This window comes from Calditrichota bacterium (assembly GCA_014359355.1).
Classification (GTDB): Bacteria; Zhuqueibacterota; Zhuqueibacteria; order JANLFK01; family Oleimicrobiaceae; genus Oleimicrobium.
The window spans coordinates 13,795-37,941 of the sequence record JACIZP010000345.1 but is presented as its reverse complement, the minus strand read 5'-3'; the positions used below and the strand labels follow the sequence as shown (position 1 = coordinate 37,941).

Annotated in this window: 15 protein-coding genes; all 15 read left to right on the top strand. The window is 61.2% G+C overall.

Features of this window, described 5'->3' with window-relative positions; all coding sequences use genetic code 11:
• Positions 1 to 862 (top strand): hypothetical protein (locus H5U38_14590; GenBank protein MBC7188249.1); only part of this gene is annotated, 862 nt, incomplete at its 5' end.
• Positions 863 to 1,052: 190 nt separating this feature from the next.
• On the top strand, positions 1,053 to 3,653 hold the full coding sequence (locus tag H5U38_14585; GenBank protein ID MBC7188248.1) for a T9SS type A sorting domain-containing protein: 2,601 nt from the start codon (positions 1,053 to 1,055) through the stop codon (positions 3,651 to 3,653).
• A gap of 187 nt (positions 3,654 to 3,840) precedes the next feature.
• Positions 3,841 to 6,516 (top strand): TonB-dependent receptor, encoded by a 2,676-nt coding sequence (locus tag H5U38_14580; GenBank protein ID MBC7188247.1) that lies wholly within the window; start codon positions 3,841 to 3,843, stop codon positions 6,514 to 6,516.
• A gap of 67 nt (positions 6,517 to 6,583) precedes the next feature.
• The gene (locus H5U38_14575) at positions 6,584 to 10,045 is read left to right on the top strand and encodes a hypothetical protein (GenBank protein ID MBC7188246.1); all 3,462 of its coding nucleotides are present in this window, start codon (positions 6,584 to 6,586) and stop codon (positions 10,043 to 10,045) included.
• A gap of 38 nt (positions 10,046 to 10,083) precedes the next feature.
• Positions 10,084 to 11,151, top strand: coding sequence for a PorV/PorQ family protein (locus tag H5U38_14570; protein MBC7188245.1), 1,068 nt, complete (start codon positions 10,084 to 10,086; stop codon positions 11,149 to 11,151).
• An 8-nt stretch (positions 11,152 to 11,159) separates the two neighbouring features.
• Positions 11,160 to 12,710 (top strand): hypothetical protein, encoded by a 1,551-nt coding sequence (locus tag H5U38_14565; GenBank protein MBC7188244.1) that lies wholly within the window; start codon positions 11,160 to 11,162, stop codon positions 12,708 to 12,710.
• A 43-nt stretch (positions 12,711 to 12,753) separates the two neighbouring features.
• Positions 12,754 to 14,562 (top strand): family 16 glycosylhydrolase, encoded by a 1,809-nt coding sequence (locus H5U38_14560; GenBank protein MBC7188243.1) that lies wholly within the window; start codon positions 12,754 to 12,756, stop codon positions 14,560 to 14,562.
• 320 nt (positions 14,563 to 14,882) lie between these two features.
• Positions 14,883 to 15,977, top strand: coding sequence for an ATP-dependent 6-phosphofructokinase (locus H5U38_14555; GenBank protein ID MBC7188242.1), 1,095 nt, complete (start codon positions 14,883 to 14,885; stop codon positions 15,975 to 15,977).
• A gap of 42 nt (positions 15,978 to 16,019) precedes the next feature.
• Positions 16,020 to 17,687, top strand: a complete 1,668-nt coding sequence (locus H5U38_14550) for a ribulokinase (protein ID MBC7188241.1) — start codon at positions 16,020 to 16,022, stop codon at positions 17,685 to 17,687.
• 23 nt (positions 17,688 to 17,710) lie between these two features.
• Positions 17,711 to 18,997, top strand: a complete 1,287-nt coding sequence (locus tag H5U38_14545; GenBank protein MBC7188240.1) for a glucose-1-phosphate adenylyltransferase — start codon at positions 17,711 to 17,713, stop codon at positions 18,995 to 18,997.
• A gap of 121 nt (positions 18,998 to 19,118) precedes the next feature.
• Entirely contained in the window at positions 19,119 to 19,715 is a 597-nt protein-coding gene (locus H5U38_14540; GenBank protein MBC7188239.1) for a sigma-70 family RNA polymerase sigma factor, read from the top strand.
• Positions 19,705 to 20,361 (top strand): zf-HC2 domain-containing protein, encoded by a 657-nt coding sequence (locus tag H5U38_14535; GenBank protein MBC7188238.1) that lies wholly within the window; start codon positions 19,705 to 19,707, stop codon positions 20,359 to 20,361. The genes H5U38_14540 and H5U38_14535 overlap by 11 nt, the downstream gene beginning before the upstream one ends.
• A 48-nt stretch (positions 20,362 to 20,409) precedes the next feature.
• Entirely contained in the window at positions 20,410 to 21,702 is a 1,293-nt protein-coding gene (locus H5U38_14530) for a hypothetical protein (protein ID MBC7188237.1), read from the top strand.
• Between the two features lie 62 nt (positions 21,703 to 21,764).
• Positions 21,765 to 23,072 (top strand): hypothetical protein, encoded by a 1,308-nt coding sequence (locus tag H5U38_14525; GenBank protein ID MBC7188236.1) that lies wholly within the window; start codon positions 21,765 to 21,767, stop codon positions 23,070 to 23,072.
• A gap of 375 nt (positions 23,073 to 23,447) precedes the next feature.
• Complete coding sequence (locus H5U38_14520) at positions 23,448 to 24,143, top strand: transglycosylase SLT domain-containing protein (GenBank protein ID MBC7188235.1); 696 nt, start codon at positions 23,448 to 23,450, stop codon at positions 24,141 to 24,143.
• Positions 24,144 to 24,147 lie beyond the last annotated feature (4 nt).

The window sequence follows — 24,147 nt, the reverse complement described above, 5'->3', positions numbered from 1 at the left end:
GGTTTTTCCGGAACGAGTGTACGCACGAGACATGCCCCTTCTACGCACGATGAACTGCAACGCCATCCGCACCTGGGGCAAGGCGGAGCAGCTCCTCCTCGACCAGGCAGACCGCTGCGGCCTGAAAGTGCTCGCCGGGTTCTGGGTGTCCACCGAGGCGGACTTTTTCGCCCCACGTGAACGTCTGGGAATCATCGAGGAATTCGAGCAGTACGTGCGCACCATCAAGGACCACCCGGCGCTCTTGGCCTGGTCGTTGGGCAACGAGCAGAACCTGACCAATGGCGACAACTGGGCCTGGTACTCCCTGGTCGAGGACCTGGCGGTGACCGCCTTTCTTGCTGAAGGTGCCGGTTACCACCCGGTTGCTTGTCCCAATGGCGACCGCACGCGCATAGGCCTTGCTGACTACTTGGCCCGCGACAGCGATCTACCGTATCTCGACATCTGGGGGTTAAACCTGTACAAGTCGGACCGGGAAGGGTTCGGGCCCACCTTCCTCCTCTACTCGGCCTTCTCGTCCAAGCCCCTGTGGATCTCGGAATACGGCATCGATGCCTATGACAACCGCAATGGTTGCGAGTATGAGCTCACCCAGGCCACCTTTGCAAGAAATCGACTTCTGGAAATGAAGCGCTACCCCTTCTGCATTGGCGCCACCCTGATGGCCTACTCCGACGAGTGGTGGAAAGCGGGGGATCCCTGGTCACACGACCTCGGTGGATATGCCTCCTCTGCGCACCCTGACGGCTTCTCCAACGAGGAGTGGTGGGGCATCTTCCGCGTCAGTCGCAGAGTGGGCGACATCGATTCGCTGGCGGCTCGGGCCATTTTCGATACGCTGCGCATTTACTTCCGGTGAGCCGAGGGAGATGCAGAACAGCATGCTGAACGTTTCACCAGGCAGACGAAAGGAGGTGAGAGGCGAGACTTTTCGGTGGATGCCAAGGCTTTCGGTAAGAGGTGAAGAAAGGAGGTGATGGCGCGGCCTGATGCTCCACAAAGTGTGAAGAGTTGTCAGATGACGCCAAAAGAAACAGGAGGTCCGTCCTATGAAGACAGTTTTGCTTGTTGCTGCTTTGCTGGCGGCCCCATTCTTGGCGGTTGCCCAAGAGCTTATGATCAACAGCTTTGACGCGGCACCGGCAGACACGAACTACTGGGCCTATTTCCCCAACCACGGCGGGCAGCACTATCAGACCAGCGAGCACGCCGACTCTGCCAAGTGCTGGCTGAAGGTCAGCTATGTGCCGAGTCCGGCAGAAGAGGGGGCCGGCGCCATGCGCCTGGAATACAGCGTGCACGACATCGAAAGCTGGGGGGGCTACGTGAAGCTGGAGCACTGGAACCCAGACTCCAACGGGCTCTACGACTGGTCCGCCTACGACTCGGTGATGTTCTGGTACTACAACGAAACGCCGCAGTCGCTGCCTGGGCGCGTGCACCTGAGGTTCAACCTGCACGACGTGAGCGATTCGCCCAACGGGGTGAAGACCTACAACGTGATGGAGTCGGAGTACTACTACTCGTTCCACTACGTCTTGGACAACGCCCCCGGCTGGCATCGCATCGCCATGCCGCTGCTGGACGGCAGATTCGACCCCAATTTGGATGAGTGGGGTGGCGGCGCTTTCAATCGCACCGGTTGGGCAGGAATCCAGGGAAACGACATCCTGGACTTGGACAAGATCAAGGGTTTCTCCTTCGAGTTCTCCATCAGCGGGAGCGGTGCAGGAGATGTGTGTACTGGCACCGTGATCCTCGACCATCTGGCCCTGTTCTCGCCCACTCGTGTGGAAATCATCTTCTTCAACGGGCGGGAGGTGCCCGGCAATGTGACCCTGTGGGGCGGCTGGAGCGGCACAGGCTCAGCCGAGGTGACCGATGTCGAGGCCTCCACCCCAGGCACGCGCTCCATCCTGTGGAGGACACCAACTGAGTCGTGGGCACTGGGCGACGGTATGGGCCTCTTCCTGGCCTCGCCCAAGAACCTCCAGGCGTCGTGGCGCACCGACTCCTTGCAGTTCAAGATTAAAGCCAACGCCGGGCTGGGGCAGCTGGAGGTAGTGCTCTTCGACCCGGATGAAGACGGCTGGGGCGTGGAACCGGACCTGGAGTACAACGCCATCTACCTCCTGGAGGAAGCGGCGGTGGGCTACGATGGCACCTGGAAGCAGGTAAAGATCGCCCTCAAGGACTTTAACCGCTTTGCCGGCGGTTGGAACCCCACGACCAACCAGTGGCAAGGGGGCGAGATGGACTGCACCAAAGTAGCCGGGCTCAAATTTAACATCAAGGAGGCCAGCGGTCTGGGCAAGGAGGTCTACCTGGACGACATCTGGACCGGTAACCCGCCCATCGACATCACGGCACCAGAGGCACCGCAGAACGTCCGCGGCGTCGCAGGAGCCTACTACAACCTGGTGATATGGCAAGACGTCCCCGGCGAAAAGGACGAGACTTACACGGTCTACGCCAGCCTGCAGCCCATCGACCCTGCCAACTTGGCCGGGTTGGACGTGGTGGCAGCCAAGGTGCCGGAGAATACCCAGGCGGTGACGCACTGGCTCTACCATCCGCTGGTGGACAAGGAGCTGACCTACTACTATGCGGTGGAGTGCAAGGATGCTGCTGGCAACGTCAGCGCCTTGGGCCTGTCCGGACCAGCCACCAACACCGCGCAAGGCATCGCCACCATTTCGCTGGAGCCGCCGGCCAATTTTGCGGCTGACGGCGACTTGGGTGAGTGGGACGCCAGCGGCATCATGCCGTTCGTGATCAAGCCGGAGACCCACCATGTGCCAGTGGGCGATGTCAACAACGAAGCCGACCTGACGGGCACGGTCTACTTGGCGGTGGACGACACCTTCCTCTACGTCGCCGCAGATGTGGTGGATGACTCCTACTTCTACGGCCCGGGCAACTGGTGGGATCAGGACGCCTTCCAGATGTTCATTGGCCTTTACGACCAGCGGGGCCTGCAGCATAGCGCCATCAAGCGCGGTGCCGAACCCGATTACATCATCTACTTTGTGCAAGACCGCCTGCAGCTCGATTATTCGGGTGGCGGCACGCTCTACACCCCGGAGCACGAGAACTACTACTTCTCCGATCTCGGCGGGAGAGACTACGTGCTGGAGGCGAAGATACCGCTGGACTCGCTGCCAGTGCAAGATGACGTCCGCTTCCACCCAGTACGCGGCATGCGCATCCCCATCGACCTCTACTTCCACGACAACGATGGGGGCACGTGGCAGGGCAATCTTGGGCTGTCACCGGTGAGCACCGACCACCAGTGGCAGAACCCGCAGGAGTGGACCTACACCTGGATAGGCGACACCATGTTTGTCCGCACCGAGGTGCCGACAGGCCCGAAAGCCAAGACGGTGTTGGCCTACGAGCTTCGCCAGAACTACCCGAACCCGTTCAACCCGGCCACCGTCATCACCTTCACCCTGCAGAAGCCAGGGGTGGTAAAGTTAGAGCTCTACAACCCCTTGGGGCAGAAGGTGAGGACCCTGGTGGACGAGCTGAAGCCGGAGGGGACGCACTCGGTGACCGTGAACGCTGAGGGGTTGCCGTCCGGCGTGTACATCTATCGCCTGCGGGCAGGCGACTTTGTGCAGGCCAAGAAAATGGTGCTGATGCGTTAGGTGCTGCCTCCTCCAGTCAGCCGTAGTGGGCAACCCCGTCGCCCAGCGGCGGGGTTGACCAGGCTGGGCAGCGTGCGCATCGAGAGGCAAAGGACGCCGGAAGTGCCGTCTTCCCGTATCAAACACCGACTCCTTTGGAGTCCAGCTGAGCATACCATGCAAGGACAGAGCTATGCGCCGTGGACAGATGACATCGTTTATCGTGCTGGCGACCGCGTTGCTGGCCTTTGCCCCACTGGCGGGGGCGCAAACCACAGGCAAGATCGTCGGCCGGGTACTGGATGCCAGCACGGGCGGCCCGTTGCCTGGGGTGAACGTCGTCGTTGAAGGCACCACCAGAGGGGCCGCCACCGACGAGAACGGGCAGTTTTTCATCCTCAACATGCCACCCGGCACCTACACCCTGCGTGCCACGATGATCGGCTACGAGGCCGTGCACCTGCAAAACGTTCGGGTCTCCGTCAACCGCACCGAGGAGGTGACAATCCGCCTGAACCCCACCGTGCTTGAAGGCAAAGAAGTTGTCGTGCAGGCAGAGCGGGTGGTCATCAAGAAGGACCAGACCAGCTCCATCCGCAATGTCTCCTCCGAACTCATGGATATCCTCCCGGTGGAGAACGTCGGAGCGGTCATCGGCCTGCAGGCCGGCGTGGTGGAAGGCCATTTTCGAGGAGGTCGCCTCACCGAGGTTGCCTACCTCATCGACGGCATGAAGGTGACCGAGTCGTTCGGTGGCTCCGGGCGGCACGTGGACCTTGAGCCCACCGCCATCGCTGACCTCGAGGTCATTACCGGCACCTTCAATGCCGAGTACGGCAGGGCCATGAGCGGTGTGGTTAACGCCGTCACCAAGGACGGCGGCAGTCAATTGCACGGCGCGCTCTCCGCTGACCTGGCCAACTTTCTCACCACGCACAAGGACATCTTCATCGGGCTGCGCGACGAAGAGCTCACGCGCAACCAGGACTACAAGGCGCAGCTGAGCGGGCCGCTCCTGGGCGAGCAGCTCACTTTTCTTGCCGACTTTCGCTATCAGGACAATAAGAACCACCTCAACGGCGTGCGCCGCTTTCGTCCCTCTGACTACAGCAATTTCGAATCCGATAACCCAGCGCAGTGGTACTCCGAGCATACTGGCGACAGCGCCTACGTGCCCATGAACCGCAGCAAGAATCTCTCTCTCATGGGCAAGCTTTCCTGGCGGCCGACGCCCAACCTCAAGTTGGGCCTCCTCTACACACTCAACCGCGACGAGTGGCACGACTACAACCATGCCTTCAAGTACAACCCGGACGGCATGGCTGCCACCCACCGCGATGCCCATATGGGAGCGCTGCAGCTCAACCATATGCTCTCGCCACGCCTTTTCTACGAGCTCAAGCTCTCGGCCCTTTACCATGACCACGGCTGGTACGTGTTCAAGGACCCACTGGACAAGAGATATGTGCACGACAAGTTCCTGCGCGACACCGGTCCCGGCTTTTTCACCGGGGGCCAACAAAAAGGCCATGACGAGCGGCTGATGCGGGAGCAGTCTGTCAAATACGACGTAACCTGGCAGGCTACCTCTCGGCACAGCCTGAAGAGTGGCTTCCAGGTGACCCGCTACGACCTGCACAATCGGTACAAAGAAATTCGCAACCTCTATTACAACACCGACCTGGAAAGCGAGCTCTACCAGCCTGTGGTGCTGCCCGACTCTTCCATCTACACCGACTTGTACCGGGTCAAGCCTGTCGAATTCTCCGCGTATGTACAAGACAAGATGGAATTCGACGAGATGGTCATCAACGTGGGGGTGCGCTATGACTATTTCGACCCGCGGACGGTCTACCCCTCGCAACTCCGCAATCCGGCCAACCAGCTCACGTTCGATGACCCGTCCCGCATGTCCACCTATCCAAAGGCAGACCCGAAGGTGCAGATCAGCCCGCGCTTTGGCCTCTCCTACCAGCTTGGAAGAACTGCCCTCCTGCGCTTCAGCTATGGGCACTTCTTCCAGATGCCGCCGTTGTACGCCCTCTACCAGAATCACGACTTCAGGGTGGCGCCCACCGATTTTGTGACCGTCATGGGCAACCCGCAACTGAAGGCTGAGAAAACCGTGCAGTACGAGGTCGGGCTCTGGCAAGAGCTCATCCCCGGCATGGGCTTGGAGGTGGCGCTCTTCTATCGTGACATCTACGACCTCCTCAGTGCCAAGGTCATCACCACCTTCAACCAGATTGAGTACGGCCTTTACAGCAACAAGGACTATGGCAACGCCAAAGGCCTGGAGGTCAAGTACGACTTTGTGCGGGGCCCACTTTCCGCCTATCTCAACTATACGCTGCAGTACACGCGCGGCAATGCTGACTATCCGACGCAGACCTTCGACCGTGCTGGCAACAGCATGGACCCTGTGGTGCGGCTGATCCCCATGAGCTGGGACCAGCGCCACACGCTCAACGTCACGGTAGGCTACAACACTGCCCGCTACGGGGCCACACTCACCGGCTACTACAACTCCGGTGCTCCGTACACCTGGGATCCCTTGCCCGAAAGCATGCTGGCACGGGTGAATCTCTATCCCAACAACGCTTGGCGACCGGCCCGCGTGAGCGTCGACATGAGCAGCTTCTACACGATTCCATTGTCCGCGTCGTTCAAGTGCCGATTGACCCTGAACGTCTACAATCTCTTAGACAGGCTCAACGAAGTGTGGGTGAACAGCCAGACTGGCCGCGCGTACACGGCAGTGGTGCGTCCCTCTGACATTGCGGGGCATCGCAGCGACTTTAACGACTACATGGATCGGGTGCACAACCCCTCAATGTTCGCGGCGCCGCGGCTGGTCAAGTTCGGCATCGGCCTGGTGTTCTGAAGGCACGGCACAGCAAGAAGAGTTGTTATCCGAGGCAAGGTCGTTCAGACAAAGAGGTGAATGCCAAATGCTCAAGTCAGCCAAATTCGCGGGAATCGCCTTGGCGTTGCTCTGTGCGCTAAGCAGTCTGCTCTTCGCTCAGGGGCGAAAGTACGAGGGACCCGATGACCCTGCCGGCGACATCGCCGCCATAAGGGAGGGGTACATGACCGGGAATCGGGTCTTCATCTACTTCAAGAACACGACCGAGCTGGCCAAGTGGGTTTCGGGCGTGGTGGGCTCGCAGTGGTCGCGCTGGCCGAACAACATGAGCGGCGTGCGCATGACCGACGGCGTCGGCCTGCTCATCGGGGCGCGGGTCTTCGTGGAGAACGATTCCATCCCAGTCACCGACCCGGTGCAGATCAGCACACGCAAGGACCTGGACACGCTCTACTTCTTGCAGACCAGCTACCGCGAGGAGATGGATCGCGACCCCACCGGCACCATCGAATGGGGTCTCTATCCCGTGTTCGGCTACTTCAACGAAGCGGGCGAATATCCGGCCATGAGCAACCGGCCCGACTCGTGGCCGCCCCAAGGGTGGCCCTACACCGATCATCTCCTCCATTGGCCTGGTGAGTGGGACGGGCGGTTCGGCCGCGGCAAAATGGAAGCCGACCTGGAGACCTATTTCGTCGCCAACGATGCCCAGGACCAGGAGTACCTCGGGCCCGAGGATCGGGTGAAGTACTATCCCCGCCCCGGCGTCAGGATTGGCGACATCCGTCCGCAGGTGACCATCCAGAAGGGCAAACCGTGGGGTGGCATCGGCATCCGCGTCGAACAGCGCGGCTTCCAGTGGAACAACCCGCAAGCGCGGGACGCCATCTTCTGGGAATACACCATCGCCAACATCTCTGACTACGACCTGCCCCAGGTCTGCTTCGGCTACTGGGTCGACAACGCCATCGGTGGCGAGAGCGACGACGAGCTCGGCTTCTTCGACAAGAAGGTGGATATGGCCTACTCCTGGGACGTGGACGGTATTGGACAGGGAGGGTTGCCCACGGGCACCATGGGCTTTGCCTACCTGGAAAGCCCGGGCATTGGCTGGGACGGGGTGGATAACGACGAGGACGGGCTGATTGACGAAAAGCGCGACAACGACGCCACGAGAATCATCGGACCCACCGAGGGCATCGCAGACTTGAGCGCCTTCCTTTCTTTCTACAACCTGAAGGTCGAGGATCTCCGTCCGCACTGGGATGCCGACGAGGACCAGGATTGGCAAGACGGCGAGGACCGCAACGGCGATGGCGCGTATCAGATAACTGAAAATCCAGGCGATGACGTGGGGCTGGATGGGGTCGGCCCTGCCGAACTCAACTACACCGGTCCAGACGAAGGCGAGTGCAACCACCGCCCTGACCGCGTGGAGGGACAAGCAGAACCAAACTTCGCGGAAACCGACGTCTCCGAATCCGACATGATCGGCCTCACCGCCTTCCTGCTCTTCCCGGTGCCCAGCCACGCCTCCGACTACCGCTGGTTCCGCGGTGACAAATCGATGTGGGAGATCATGGCCTCCGACACACTCGTCGAGTACTATGGGAAGATCTCCAACCTCATCGAGGTCTTTGCCTCGGGGCCGTTCCCGCTGTACAAAGGGCGCACCGAACGCATCTCCATGTCCGAGCTCCATTCTTATGACCCCCTGGAAGGCCTGAATTCGGCACAACACAGCGCACCTGCCCTCTTCGAGGTCAAGCGCATTGTGCAGGTCGTCTACGAAAGCGACTACCGCTTCGCCAAGCCGCCTGAGATGCCCACGTTGACCGCCACCCCGGGAGATGGCTACGTGATCCTCACCTGGGACAACGTCGCGGATACGCGCACGCGTGACCCGTTTCTCAAGAACGTCAACGATTTCCAGGGCTACAAACTCTTCCGCGCCACCGACAAGAAGATGTCCGATTGCGAGGTCATCACCGACGGGTACGGCACGCCGATGTTCCGCAAGCCGATTTTTCAGTGTGACCTGAAGGACGGCAAGCGCGGCTTCACCAACTACGGCCTAGTGAACGGTGCCGGCTACTACCTCGGCGACGACTCGGGCATCACCCATTACTTCATCGACCGCGAAGTGCAGAACGGGCGCACTTACTACTACGCGCTGGTCGCCTACGACTCTGGGGCGGTGAATATCGGGCCCGGCATCGCTCCCTCAGAAAACAGCATCTACATCGATCTGGACGAGGCTGAGGAAGTGCGAGCGGTCGGCAAGAACGTGCAGATCGTCACCCCGCATCAAACGGCTGCTGGCTACGTGCCGCCCACCGTAGGAAGCCAGGGCGAGGGCTTGATCTTTGGTTGCGGCTCCATCGAGCCGGAGATCCTGGCCGAGAAGAGCCTGAAGACCGGACACACCTACAAGGTGACCTTCACCATCGACACGCTCTCGGCGGTGGCCAACTATGCCCACGGCCTGCTTTACACCACCAGCGGCATTCACGTGTTCGACGTCACTGCGGACAATGCCTTGGTCTACGAAGAGACCCCGCTTCGCTTCGCCTACAACAACATCGCGCGCGTGGATTCCGTCCTCAAGCCGTACTCCCACTTCGTCGCCGGCCAAGAGATCTACACCGATATCTTCGACGGCGTGCGCTTGAAAATGTTGCATCCGGTCATCACCGCCGAACTGGACGTGGCGCGTAGCGGGTGGTTGGTGGGCTCAAGCCCGATGCGGCTGGTGCAAACACCCGAGAGCAACTTATTCCCCTGGGACTATGAAATCGTGTTCACCGGCAATGACTCCGCATATGTGGGCAGGGTGAGCACCAAGACCATGCGCGACGAGACTGGGCAACGGGTCAGTCGCTCTGCGCTGTTGGTCAATCTGCCCTTCAGCTTCTACGTGGTGAACCGCTCGTTCGCCGGCCCGGGAGGCGCCCCTGAGCTCCTGGACCTTGTGGTACAGGACAGAAATGCCAACCTCCGTTTCGACATTCTCCAGGACCGCGTGCTGGTTGGCCCCGTGACCACCGATAACAAGTGGGCAGGGACCGCCTTCATCCTGGACTTCACTGTAGCTGGCGACAGCAGCCGACTCCCGAAACCCAATGACGTGTATCGAGTCACCTTTAGGCGGCCGTTTTTCTCCGGCGACACCCTGTCGTTCAAGGTCAGTGAGGCCGGCCCCTTGGATGTGGCCGCCCTGCGCCAGACCATGCGCACTATCAAAGTCGTGCCCAACCCGTATGTGGCCACCAATGCCATGGAGCCGGCGGTATCCAATTGGCGCTTGAACCAGCGTCGCCGACTGATGTTCACCCACCTGCCCGCCAGATGCACCATCAAAATCTTCACGGTCAGCGGCGTGCTGGTGGATGTGTTGGAGGTGGACAATCCCCTCGACGATGGCACCGCCCATTGGGACCTGCTCACCAAGGAGGGCCTGGAGGTGGCCGCCGGGATGTACCTCTACCATGTGAAGGCCCACGCCACTGGTGATGAGCAGATGGGCAAGTTTGCCATCATCAAGTGAGCCAGACGCAAGACGAAATAGCACATGAGGGCGATATGATGAACAGCAACTGGCAGCGAGTGGGGACGGCGGTCGCAGTCCTCTGTCTAGCCTGGTACTCCCTCTCCTACGGCCAGAAGCCGCACCGGGCAGGGACCACGGCCGCCAACTTCTTGGAGATAGGCTTCGGCTGCGCCGGGGCCGCCATGGGCGATGCCTACGTGGGCGTCGCCACAGACCTCTCTGCCACCTATTGGAACCCAGCCGGGCTGGGGTACATGGCGCGCAGCGAGGCGCAGTTCACCTACCAGCCGTGGCTATTGGACATCAACACCTCGGCCGCGGCTGTTGGCCTGGTGTTGCCGCGCCTGGGAACCTTTGCCTTGAGCCTCTACCACACTGGCTACGGCGAAATGGAGGTCACCACTGTGGCCAGCCAGGAGGGGACAGGCGAAACTTTCAGCGCCACCGACTTTGCCTTTGCCTTTTCCTATTCTCGGCGACTGGCGCAGTGGTTCTCATTTGGCGCCTCGGCAAAGTACGTGTCCTCCCAGATCTGGCACGTGGGCGCCTACGCCGTGGCCGCCGACTTGGGGGTCCTGCTGCAGACCCACTTCTTCTCGGCGACGGGCGAACGGTCCGACGGGATGAGCATCGGCATGAGCATCTCCAACTTTGGCACGAAAATGCGCTACGACGGCATGGACCTATTGCAGCCGATCGACATCTTGCCGCTGGAGCAAGGCAATTACCGGGACGTCCGCGGCCAATTCCGCCTCGAGTCCTGGGAGTTGCCTCTGCTTTTCAGGATCGGCGTGGCCGTTCACCCGTTGGTGCGGGAGCGTCACCGCTTGACCTTGGCAATTGACGCTCTGCATCCCAACAACAACAGCGAGTCGGTGAACGTGGGGGCACAGTACCAATGGGTCCTGCCCGCCACCGGTTCCTTCTTCCTCCGTGCTGGCTACAAGGCACTGTTCATGGAGGACTCAGAATACGGTCTGGCCTTCGGGGGCGGCGCCACGATCTACATGATGCACAACACTGCGCTCAAGTTTGAGTACGCCTACCGCGGTCTGGGCATCCTCGGCAAAGTGCACGCGTACACCATAGGAGTCCTCTTTTGAACTTTGCCATGCGCAGAAAGATCACCCCGGGGGTGTTTGCACAGCAGCGTTGGCTGGCTTGGCTGGTGAGCGTGCTGCTTGTCCTGCTCACGGCGGCGCTCGTCACGCTCGCTTGCCACAAGAAGCCCGAATTGCCCGCCGAGGTGCCCTTAGCGCGCGTAGGCGACCGCGTGATCACGGTGGATGAGTTCCTTCGTCGCGCCGAGTACACACCGCGCCCTCCGTACTGCCGGGGCGACAGTTACGTCCACCGCAAGATCGTCCTCAACACCCTCATTGCCGAAAAGCTGCTCGCCCTGGAGGCGGGGACAGAGAATGAGCTCCTCAGCAACGCACAGTTCCGTGCCTATCTGCGCGGCCGCCAGGAGCAGGCCATGCGCCAGTGGTTGTTCTACCGCGACTTTTACACGCGAGTGAGGCTGAAGCCAAAAGATGTCGCCCCCCGTTTTCAGGCGTCCACACGCACCTATCGAGTTGCCTATTACTCGTTCAGTGGCGACAGCCTCGCCGAAGTGCTGCGCCAGCATTTTACCTCCGGCGGCTCGTTCGCCCAAGGGTTCCCCTTAGTTGGAGGCGTGGGCCTGATACCCGAGCGCGAGGTCGCCTGGAGCCGCGCCGAACACGAGGCCATCAGGCGGGCGCTCTTCTCTAAGCCATTTGCCCAGGGGGACGTCATCGGCCCGGTGCAGATCGACGACACCCTGTATACGGTGATGCAAGTGCAGGGCTGGAAGCAGGCGCTCCTCCTCTCGGACACCCAGATGCGCCAACAGTGGACCGATGTGGAAGAGGCGATCCGCCAGGAGCGCGCCGAGCACGCCTACCTGCAGTTCGTCCAGAAGGTCATGCGCGGCAAGAAGATGGTTCTGGTGGAGGACACCTTCTACCGTCTGGCCGCCACCCTGGCGCCGCTCTTCTTGGCCTCGCCACAAGAGAAGAGGCAAGCCTTCAACCGGAACTTCTGGCAACAGGGGGACGAAGAGCTCGTCGTCGACCGCTTTGGTGACGACATCGCCCAGTTACGCGCTCTCCCGCTGCTACGCATCGACGGCACGACGTGGACCGTGGCGGACCTGGAAAAGGAGCTCGACGCGCATCCGCTGGTGTTCCGAACGCGGCACATCAAGAGAGGCGAGTTCCCCGCCCAGCTGCGCCTGGCCATTGCAGACCTCATCCGCGACAAGTACATTGCCCAAGAGGCTTACAAGCGAGGATACGACAAGGCCCTCTCGGTGCAGCGCAACGTGCAGATGTGGCAAGACCACATTCTTGCCCTTTATCAGCGCAACCTTTTCCTCCGTGCCCGAGGCCAGGAAGATGACCTCTCGCAGGTGAATGTCGCGGTGATTGAACAACACCTCAACCCCTACGTGCGCGAACTGCAGAAAAAGTACAGCGACCAGATCGAGATCGACACGGACCGTTTCGAGCGCCTCAAACTCACGCGTCTGGACATGTTGGTCCTGCAACGCGGGGCGCCGTACCCGGTAGTGGTGCCGATGTTCCCGCTGCTCACCACCCTCCACCCTCTCGACTATGGGCGCAAAATGGGAGGGTAACACCCCTCCCCTTTCCGTCAGGATGCCGGCAAGAGGATCTGCCATGAAGTGGAGCGCTGCTTGTTCCGTCATTCTCTTGGCATGGTTCGTAGCACCGACCAACGCCAAAAACTACAAGGGGGCCGAGTTACGCACGCGCGAGTCGTACCTGTACGGCCGCTTTGAGGTACGCTACAAGGCCTCTGCAGGCGACGGTCATGTGTCGACCTTTTTCACCTACAACGACATCGACCCGACGGAGAACTGGAACGAGATCGACATCGAAATCCACGGCAGGTACACGGACGACGTGCAGATTACTACCATCACCCCGCGGCAGATGATCCACCTCCGCCACCAGTGGGTGCCTTTCAATCCGCATGTGGGCTTTCACGTCTACGCCATTGAGTGGACGCCAGAGTACGTGGCCTGGTTTGTGGATGGGGAGGAAGTGTATCGGCAGACCGAGCCGCACGTGCTCACCTTGCGCCGCCCACAGAAGATCATGATGAACATCTGGAACCCGGCCTACCACGATTGGGTGGGAGCGTGGTCGGATGCCATCCTGCCCCGCTTTGCCTACTATGACTATGTCAGCTACGCCTCTTACACGCCCGGCGTCGGTGACACCGGTACTGACCACAATTTCACGCATCAGTGGACGGACCACTTCGACAGCTGGGACCAGTCCAGGTGGGAGAAGGCCACCCACACCTTTCCTGGCAACGACTGCGACTTTGTCCCGGAGAATGTGGTCTTCAAGGACGGCCTGATGATCCTCTGTCTCACCGATCCGCTCAACCTTGGGTATGTCGACAACAAACCGCCCACCGTCCTCTGGGCACGGGCGGAAAATGACAGAGTCCTGGTTCGCTTTTCTGAGGAGGTGGACAAGGAGAGCGCTGAGAAGGCGGCCAATTTCCTCGTCCCAGGCGCCACCGTTTCGCGCGCTTCGCTTGCCGAAGACCTGCGCACCGTCACCCTCGAGGCCCATGGGCTCGAGAACAGCACCGGTACCCTCGTCGTCATGGGGATCAAGGATCGAGCGCCGCAGCCCAACAGACTCACCGGCCAGGTGGTCAACCTTATCTCTGCCACCCCGCTCTCTTTGCCGGTGAAGGTGAACGTGGGTGGAGAGGCCTTCCAGGGTTTTCTGCCCGACCAGGAATGGAACGAGCGCAGCGAGTACGGCTACACCGATGGCAAGAAAGTGCAGGAGCCTGCTTCTGTGCCAATTGCGCAGACCGAGATACCTGCGGTCTATCGCGCGCAACGCCGTGGCCTGGTGCGCTACATGGTGCGGGTGCAGCCCGGCAACTATCGCGTGACCTTGTTATTTGCGGAGACGCGCTTCACGGCGCCAGGACAGCGCCGCTTCGATGTGGTAGTGGAAGGGCGCACGGTCGCCCGCGAGTTGGACCTGGCCGCGGAGGCCGGTCACGTGGTTGCCTTCCAGCTGGTGGCGGACCCAGTGCCCGTGACCGATGGTGTGTTGGACATCCACTTTGCTGCCGGCCGCGACTCCACGCTGCTGTGCGGACTGGTGGTCGAGGAAGCCTCCTCGGCTGTTGGACCAGGACAGAGCCGCATGCCAACTGAGGAGCTTTCCTGCGAGCTCTACCCGAACCCGTGTGCGCCACCGGCACTAATCCGCTACGCGCTGCCCGGCCATCAGCAGGTGCGTCTGGTAGTCTATGACCCTCTCGGTAGAGTGGTCCGGCAGCTGTTCGCGGGTGAGCAGGCGCGCGGGCTTTACACGCTCACCTGGGATGGGCTCGGCAGCCAGGGATGCCCCCTGCCCAGCGGCATCTACTTCCTGCGGGTTGAAACACCTCGCTCCTCCCTCGTCAGGAAGCTCACGCTGAGAAGGTAATCACCCTCTTTGTGCTTCAGGGCGGCTGGCCGGCGCAGCTTGGCAGGCTCTCAAAACCCCCGAAGCACACTCTTCCGAGAAGCCCTCGGCGCTCGCTCTCTCTTTGTCACGACCGGAAGGACGAAGCCGGCCATGACGCCATTCGAGCTACGTTGGGCTCGGCAAACCCTCCTCTCCATTCGCTGGGCATTTCTTCCTTGATATTTGGGCCGTAAGTGTGTATATTTTCGCGCCGTCCAGTTGCTCGGAACCACAATTCCAGACGGCGAGCGAAGGATTCCTGCACTTGCACCTAGCACGAGGACGTGGAGGAGAGGAAGATGCCGAAGAAACGAATGCGATTGGCGCTGCTGACCGGCGGTGGTGACTGCCCCGGCCTCAATGCCGTGATTCGCGCGGTCACCAAGACTGCGCTGCTGGAATACGACATGGAAGTGGTGGGTTTCATGGATGGGTTCGAAGGCCTGCTCGAGAACCGCTACGTGGATCTGGACTATGCAGCGGTCTCCGGCATCCTGACGAGGGGCGGCACCATCCTTGGTACCTCCAATCGGGCCGATCCTTTCAACTATCCGATGCTGGAAGGCGGCAAGATGGTCTACCGCGACCGCTCCGACCAGGCGATGCATAACTTCGAAAACCTCGGGTTGGATGCCCTGGTCTGCATCGGCGGCGACGGCACCATGGCAGCGGCGGCGCGCATGATGGACAAGGGCCTGCCGGTAGTCGGAGTACCGAAGACCATCGACAACGACCTGTACGGTACGGATGTGACGTTTGGTTTCGATTCGGCGGTCGCCACCGGCACCGAAGCCATCGACCGCCTGCACACCACTGCCCAGTCGCACCACCGCGTCATGGTAGTGGAAGTAATGGGTCGCTATGCCGGCTGGTTGGCCCTGACCATCGGCATCGCCGGCGGCGGCGACATTATCCTCATCCCGGAAATTCCCTACGACATCGACATCGTCTGCGAACGAGTGAAGGAGCGCAACTTCCGGGGGAGCCGCTTCAGCATCCTGGTCGTCGCAGAGGCGGCAGCCCCCAAGGGCGGCAAGATGGTGGTGCGCGAGCTGATCGAAGGGAGTCCGGACAAGATCCGCCTGGGCGGCATCGGCAGCGTGGTGGCCAAGGATATTGAGCAACGCACCAAGGTGGAGACGCGGGTCACCGTGTTGGGCCACCTGCTGCGGGGCGGTGTACCGACTGCCTACGACCGCATCCTTGCCACGCGCTTCGGCGTCGAAGCGGTGAAGATGGTGGTGAACGGCAACTTTGGCCACATGGTGGGCATCCAGGGAGGCGAGCTGAAGCACGTCCCCATCAAAGAGGTGGGAGGCAAGACGCGCAAAGTCCCCTTGGACTCGCCACTGATTGCCGTGGCACGCAGTGTCGGCACTTGCCTGGGAGATTGAGCTCGGACCCTACCCCTTCAGGAGAGATCCATGGACAGAAGGATGGTGAGCCTGGGGCTCGACTTCGGCACAGAATCGGCGCGCGCTGTGGTGGTCGACCTCTCTTCAGGGGAAGAGCTTGCCACCGCGGTTGAGCAGTATCCCCATGGGGTCATCTCTCAGGAGCTCCCCAAGTCCGGCGTCAAGTTGGGCGACGCGTGGGCACTGCAGCACCCCGGGGATTGGCTGCACGCCTTAGAACAGATCGTGCCGCGCGCCCTCCGGGAGGCAAAGGTCGGACCGGAGCAGGTGGTGGGAATTGGCGTCGATTTTACCTCGTGCACGGTGCTGCCCACCGCGGCTGACGGCACTCCTCTCTGCCTGAGGGAAGAGTTTGCCGCGCAACCTCATGCCTGGCCCAAGCTCTGGAAGCATCACGCTGCCCAGCCGGAGGCGGACGACATCAACCACCTGGCTTCGCAGCGGGGCGAACCCTTCCTGGCGCGCTACGGAGGCAAGATCTCCTCTGAATGGCTCTTTCCCAAGGCGCTGCAGATTCTGCGCGAGGCGCCAGAGGTATACCAGGCCGCATCCCGCATTATCGAGGGCGGCGATTGGCTGGTGTGGTATCTGACCGGCGAGGAGAAGCGCAGCGCCTGTCAAGCTGGGTACAAGGCCCTTTGGGACAAACAGGCAGGGTATCCCAGCCACGACTTTTTCGCTGCATTGGACCCGCGCTTCGCGAACGTCGTTAGCGAAAAGTTGAGCACCAGCATCTACCCTGTAGGGACGCGCGCCGGAGCACTCCGCGCCGAAGTGGCCCAGCGCCTCGGCTTGCGCGCAGGCACCCCTGTGGGGGTGGCCATCATCGATGCCCACTCTGCGGTGCTGGGCACCGGCGTGGCGGAGCCAGGAAAGATGGTGCTGGTCCTGGGCACCTCCACCTGCCACATGGTGCTCGGGCCGAAAGTGTCTGCCACGGGCATCGCCGGCATCGTCGAGGACGGCATTGTACCCGGCTACGTAGGCTATGAATCAGGTCAGGCAGCCGTGGGCGACATCTTCGCCTGGTATGTGCGCCACCACTTGCCGGCAGAATTGCAGGAAGAGGCCAAGCGCAACGGTCTTGATCCCTACAAGGTGCTGGAGCAACGCGCTGCACGCCTCCGCCCTGGCCAAAGCGGATTGTTGGCACTGGACTGGTGGAATGGGAACCGTTCTATCCTCATGGACGCGGAGCTATCCGGGCTCATCGTCGGTTTCACCCTGGCCAGCAGACCGGAGGAGGTCTACCGCGCCTTGGTGGAGGCGACGGCATTCGGCACAAAGAAGATCATCGACAACCACGAGGAGCAGGGCATTCCGGTGCACGAGCTCTACGCCTGCGGCGGGATTGCTGAGAAGAGCCCGATGCTCATGCAGATCTACGCGGACGTGACCGGGCGGGAGATCCGTCTCGCGGCCTCGGCCCAGGCGACGGCGTTAGGGGCGGCCATCATCGGGGCAATCGCTGCCGGTCGCGCCGGCGGCGGGTTTGACGACTTTGCCGAAGCAACTAAGCGCATGGCCAAGCAAAAAGAGACCGTCTATCGGCCGGTGCCGACCCACCATGCAGTCTACACGCAACTGTATGGGGAATACGTCCGGCTGCACGACTACTTCGGCCGCGGGGTGAATGACGCCATGAAGGTGCTTCGCCGCCTCAGGGCAGCGGCGTCCGATTCAGATTGAGCACCCGGGAAAGGGAACCTCATATGACCAGAAACGTGGCCGCGATCATCATGGCTGGGGGTGCCGGCGAGAGGTTGTGGCCGCTCACCGCCAAGCGCGCCAAGCCGGCAGTGCCCATCGCCGGCAAGTTCCGCCTCATCGACATCCCCATCAGCAACTGCCTCCACTCCGAGGTGAACCGCATCTTCGTGCTGACGCAGTACATGTCGCGCTCGCTGAACCAGCACGTGGCGGCCACCTACCACTTCGATCCTTTCCGCGGCGGATTCGTGCAGATCCTCGCCGCGCAACAGACACCCGAAAGCACCGCCTGGTATCAGGGCACCGCCGACGCGGTACGCCGCAACCTGCCATACTTCGATGCGCCCAACAACGAGCGCTTCCTGATCCTGGCTGGCGACCACCTGTACTCCATGGACTTCCGCAAGCTCATCGACTGGCATGTGCGCAGCAAGGCGGAGGTTACGGTCAGCGCCATTCCCGTCTCCCGTGAGGTGGCCCACCGCTACGGCATTCTCAAGACAAACACCCGCGGCCGCATCACCAAATTCGTGGAAAAGCCCAACGACCCGGCGGTGGTGGAGTCGCTGCTCGTGCCGGCCGAAGTGCTGCGCAACTTTGGTGTGCAAAGCAACGGCCGCGAGCTGATTGCCTCCATGGGCATCTATGTGTTTGAACGCCAAACCCTTTTCGACATCCTCAACGAAAGCGCCGAAGAAGACTTTGGCAAGGGGATCATTCCCTATGCCATCAAGACGCGCAGAGTGTACGCCTACCTCTTCGATGGCTATTGGGAGGACATCGGCACCATCAGCTCCTTCTACGAGGCCATGATCGACCTGACGCGGCCGGTGCCAAAGTTCAACTTCTACACCCAGCGCGCGCCGATCTTCACGCGGCCGCGCTATCTGCCCGGGGCGAAAATCACCTCCAGCCTCATCGAGCGCACTATCCTCGCCGACGGCTCCATAGTGGAGCAATGCGAGATCAAGGACTCCATTCTCGGCATCCGCTCCATCGTGCGCTCCGGCACGCGCATCTACGGATCCATCGTCATGGGCGCCGATTTCTACGAGACCGACCAGGAGTGCCAGGCAGCGGCTGCGCAGGGCATCCCGGAGGTCGGCATCGGCCACAACTGCCTCATCGAGCGCGCGATCATCGACAAGAACGCGCGCATCGGCGCCAACGTGCAGATTTTGAATCGCCATCGCGAGGGCTTTGTCAAAGCGGACAACTTTGTCATTCGCGACGGCATCGTCATCGTGCCCAAGAACGCCGTCATCCCACCCGGCACCGTCATCGGCTGACATCTGCCATCCCTGCCCGCGGGGCCCGAAACAACGCGCTCCCTGCGCCGATCGCTGACAACTTTTTTCCCGGATGCGCCGTCTTATGAACGGTAGCCGCCCCATCCGTTGACGAGGGATTATGGATGACCAGACGTTGATCGAACGGTTCCTTGCTGGCGATGTGGCCGCTTTCAACACGCTGGTGTGGCGCTGGGAAAAGCCGATCTACAACTTTGCCTACCGCTATCTGGGCACCGCGGAAGCAGCCAAAGAGGTCACCCAGCAAACCTTTATTCGCGCCTACACGGGCCTGCGGCGCCTGAAGAGCACGGCATGTTTCTCCACCTGGCTGCACCAGATCGCGCTCAACCTCAGCCGAGACGAGCTCAAGAGGAGGCGACCATCGTTGTCCATAGACAGCGAGCAGCGCCCGACAGAGGACGGCCATCCATTGCCGGCAGAGTTGCCCGACTTGCCGGAAGATAGACCCGATTGCGTGGCACACAACAGCCATCTGGCGGCGGTGTTGAAGCGCGCCGTGCTGTCGCTACCCGAAGAGCAGCGAGTGGTCATCATCATGAAGCAGTATCAGGGCCTGAAGTTCCGCGAGATCGCCGACGTGCTGGGGCAGCCGGTCAACACGGTCAAGTCGCGCTTGTACCACGGCCTGCTGGCGCTGCGCCAGATATTGGAGGAATGGGGTGTCGCCCAGGAGGTGTTGGACCATGAAATGTGATGAGTGTCAGCAGCACATTCCAGATTACCTCTACGAGGAGATTGAAGAAGAGCTCGCGCGTCGCCTAGAAGAGCATGTACGGGCTTGTACTGCCTGTCGGACGGCACTGCGCAAGCTGCAGGCCACCACGAAGGTGCTAGCTGATTGGCCGGACCAAGACCCAGGCCTGCGTCTCACCTTTGTCGCTGCACGACAACCGCTGCTCTCCGACGCCTGGAGCTCCCTGCGCCGCTGGCAACGTGCGGGCTTGGCCGTGGGCTTTGCCCTGGCAGCGCTCCTGGTGGGTCTTGCGGTCAGCAACACCACCGTCTCGTACAAAGATGGCAGCTTGCAGTTCAGCGCCAGCCTGTGGCGGCGTCCGGCCCCGGCAGTCACCCGAGAAGAGGTTCTTGCCCTGCAAAGGGCCACACTGGCCGCAGTCCAGGACATGGTGCAGTCCAGCGAACAGCGGCAGCGCGCGGACTTTGCGCGTGCCCTCCAGGAGTTTGCTCGGGATGTCGAGCTGCAGCGCCAAGCTGATCTTGGCCTGGTGGGGCGTGGACTGGAGGAACTGCACATTCGCACCCTCACCCGGCTGGACCGCACAGACCGTTTCCTTGAAGAGCTGGCGCGCCTTGCTGTCTACGAGCAGGGTTTGCGGGACTGAGGAAAGCGCGTTGCGAGGCTGGATGGCAAGACACCAAGGAGGCAAGCCATGGCAAAGATGAAACGGACTGGATCGTTGCTGGCATGGGCTGCAGCAGTGCTCGTCACAGTCGTGGTCCCGCATTTTGCCCTTGCTCAGGAGCAGCGCCCCGCCACAATCAACGTCTTCATCGATTGTCCTGACTATTTCTGCGACTACGATTTCTTCCGCACCGAGCTACGCTACGTCAATCATGTGCGCGACCGCAAGGATGCCGATGTGCACGTGCTCATCACCTCTCAAGAAACAGGCAGCGGGGGCATGGAGTTCACGTTGAATTTCATTGGGCTGCGTGCCTTTGCGGGACGAGAGGATACCCTCCGCTATGTGGTCAGCCAGCGGGCCACCGAGGACGAGATCCGCCGTGGGCTGGTGCGCTCCATGGCGATCGGCCTCGTCCCCTACCTGGCGCGCACGGAGACGTTCGACCGGCTGGCCGTCTCTTACACTGCCCCGCCGGACACTGTCGCGAAGAAGGTGGTTGACCCCTGGAACTATTGGACATTCAGCATCAATCTGAGGGGTTACGGCAATGGGGAAAAATCCTACAAGAACTCCTACCTATCCACCAGCGCGTCGGCCAATCGCACCACCGAGACGTGGAAGATCCGACTCTCGGCCAGTGACTACTACTCCGAGAGCCGCTACGAGATCGGTGACGACTACACCGTGGTCAACATCCAGCGAGGGGGCGGAGCAAAGGCAATGGTGGTGCGCAGCATCAACGAGCACTGGTCGGTGGGCGGCCGCGCCTCGGCCTGGTGGTCGACCTACGACAACGTCGACCTCGGGCTGCGGGTGGCGCCAGCCTTCGAGTTCGACATTTTCCCCTACAGTCAATCCACCCAGCGCCAGATGACGTTCCAATATGCCCTGGGTGCACAAAAATGCCGCTACCACGAGGAGACCATCTTCTTGAAGACCGCGGAGTACCTTTTTGACCAGAGCCTAACCGCTTCCTATGTTATCAAACGCCCGTGGGGATCGGTGACCACCAGCCTCGAGGCGGCCAACTATCTGCACGACGTCAAGAAGTATCACGTGGAGCTCTACGGCTCATTAGAGGTACGAGTCTTTAAGGGCTTGCGGCTGACCACTGGTGGCTACGTCACCTTCCTGCGTGACCAGTTGTCGTTGCCCCGCCGCGGTGCCTCGCTGGAAGAGGTGCTGCTGCGCCAACGTCTGTTGGAGACTTCGTACAACTACTTTGTCTCTTTCGGCATAAGCTACACTTTCGGCTCGGTGTACAGCACGATTGTCAACCCCCGCTTCGAAACGCAGGGGGTCATAATTCGCATGTGAGCCTCGCAGTAAGATGGGCTTGAGTGCCCAAAAGGGGCAGAATGAGCGTGAGGAGATGGAAAATGAAGCGATTGGTGTGGCTTTGCGCCATCACTGCTGTGGGCTGGGGCACAGTGGGACAGATGGCAGTGCCGCCCGCATGTACTGCGCAAAGTGCGGCCAGCACCGACCTCCGAGCCATGGAGCGGATTCTCGATCGTCTCGTGCTGGGCGAGGCGCCCTCTGCGCGCACCCAAACCAGAGGGATATGGCTCGAAGGCCATGGAGTTCTCTTCAGCGTCCCTTACGCACTGGTTGGCTATGCTGTGGAGCCCGACACTGCGGCGTTATCCCTTCGGAAGGCCGAGCCATCGCTGTTGCGCAAGAGGGCCGGCTATGCAGTGCAGCCCGACACTGCTGCGCTATCCACCTGGAGCAAATTGTACCCGGACGTGGCAGCTCTGTACTACCAGGTCACCCAGCGGCGTAGACCTGCAAGCGCGCGTGCGGCGGTGGACTCGGTGAAAACGGCGTTGCTCGCGTTTTTCTCCCGATGGGCGGGGGCCATAACCGGCCTCCAACCCGAGCACCGGGTAACGGTGGTGGTCGACTTTCAGCCCGTGGGGTTGTCCATCTTCTCAAAGGGGTCCAAGGACCTGACCCGCCGTCTGATCGCCTCCGCGCGTTTCGCCGACATCACGAGTCTGCGGAAGGGGAGCGCGCCCTTGGTAGGGCTGCAGCGCGCCATTCGCCTCACCGAAGAAAAGGGCGAGGAAGCAGCCGACTCCGAGCTGGCCATTCTGGCCGACATTCTGGATACCCATCTGCGCAGCTCCTTGGGTGGCAATCTCCTTGGCGAGGCGACACGTGCCCTGCGCGTGCCCGATTTGGGTGTGGTGCTGGTCTGCGGCTCGCGCCTGCCCCCGCACTCCACCCTGAGTGCATTCGAACAGGCGATGAAGGGCTACGCCGAGGCGATGAAAGCCTACACAATCCAGATGCAACAATTGAAGGCGCTCGATGGCCTCCTGGCGCGGCTTCGCGCCGACACTGTGGCGCGGGATACAACCGCCGGCCCTGCAGTTGAACCCCCCAAGCCCAAGAGTCGCACAGCCAAGGCGGAGGCGGCGCGCAAAGAGAAGGAGTCCCGCGACCAGCAGATGCGCAGCTTGGCCAACGAGCTCGTTGACCTGCTCGGGCGGTACTGCCCAGCACTCAGCTCCGTGCCGGAGGGCGAGTCTGTCATAGTGCTCCTGGAGGTCGGCTCCTATGGCGACCCCCAGGTGACGCGCATGCAAATCGCCGTGAGGATGCGCGACGTGCGGCGGTTGGCCAGAGAGGAGATCTCTCCGGGGCAGTTCCGCACCCTGGCCACCATTCGCCTCGAATAGAGCTGCAAAAAATGCGCGCTCGCGAAAAAAAACTCTTGACACGCGGGGCCAAGTTTTGTATATTTGCACCGTAACCGAGCCAGACCCCCTGATACCGGTAACCCCCCTAATCCCGGTTCAAGTTCAAGGCTTGGTTACGATTCAAGAAGCCGAGCTTGATACTCCGAAACCGGTAACCCCCCTAATCCCGGTTCACATCAATGCTCGGTTTCTTTTTTGCCCCGACTGCGATGGTGGAGGTGTGGGAGGCTTGTGGAAAGGACGCGTAGGGGGTGAGGATAGCTCATGAGGACCGGCAAGTCTGCCACCAACCATACGGTGGGCGACTTGCCTTTTGTGTATTGTGTGTACCTGAGAAGTGTGAGAGGGAGTAGAATGGCAAATCGGAGGACACACCACAAGCGTACGCGCGTGGCGGTCGGTGCAGTGATCGTCGTGGCTCTGCTGGCCACCGGCGGCCTCCTCTTCCGGCTTCTGGACTTAGGTCCCAGACACCGCGTGCGAGAGCTGGAGCAGTCCCTGCAACAGCTGCGCGCATCGCTCAATGCCGACAGCATCCGGCAGTACCACATCCAGAAGGTGATGGCCATCATCCAGATGTACAATCCGGAGATGCCGTCGAGCCAGCGCTATGAGATCGCCAACGAAATCTACAACATGACCCTGAAGTACACCAATCTCGACGTCGATCTCTTGTGCGCGACCATCACCCACGAGACTGCTGGCACTTGGGACCCGGAGATCGTCTCCCCGGCCGGCGCCATGGGGCTCATGCAGATCATGCCTGCCACTGGCATGTTCCTGGCAAGCTACGAAGGCCTCAACTGGAGCTCGCCGGAGGAGGTGCTTTTCAATCCCGTCTACAACATCCGGCTCGGCGCCCGCTTCTTAGCAAGCCAGATCGAGTACTATGACGTGGACGGCGGGTTGGCGGCGTACAACGGCGGGGAGAAATGGGCAGCGCTGTGGGTGAGGAGCGGAAGGGACGACCGCATGCTGCCGCGCGAGACCAGGGAGTACCTGCCTGCCGTGCTGGCGCTCTATGAGGAGTTCGCCAACATGCGCTTCTGAGCCC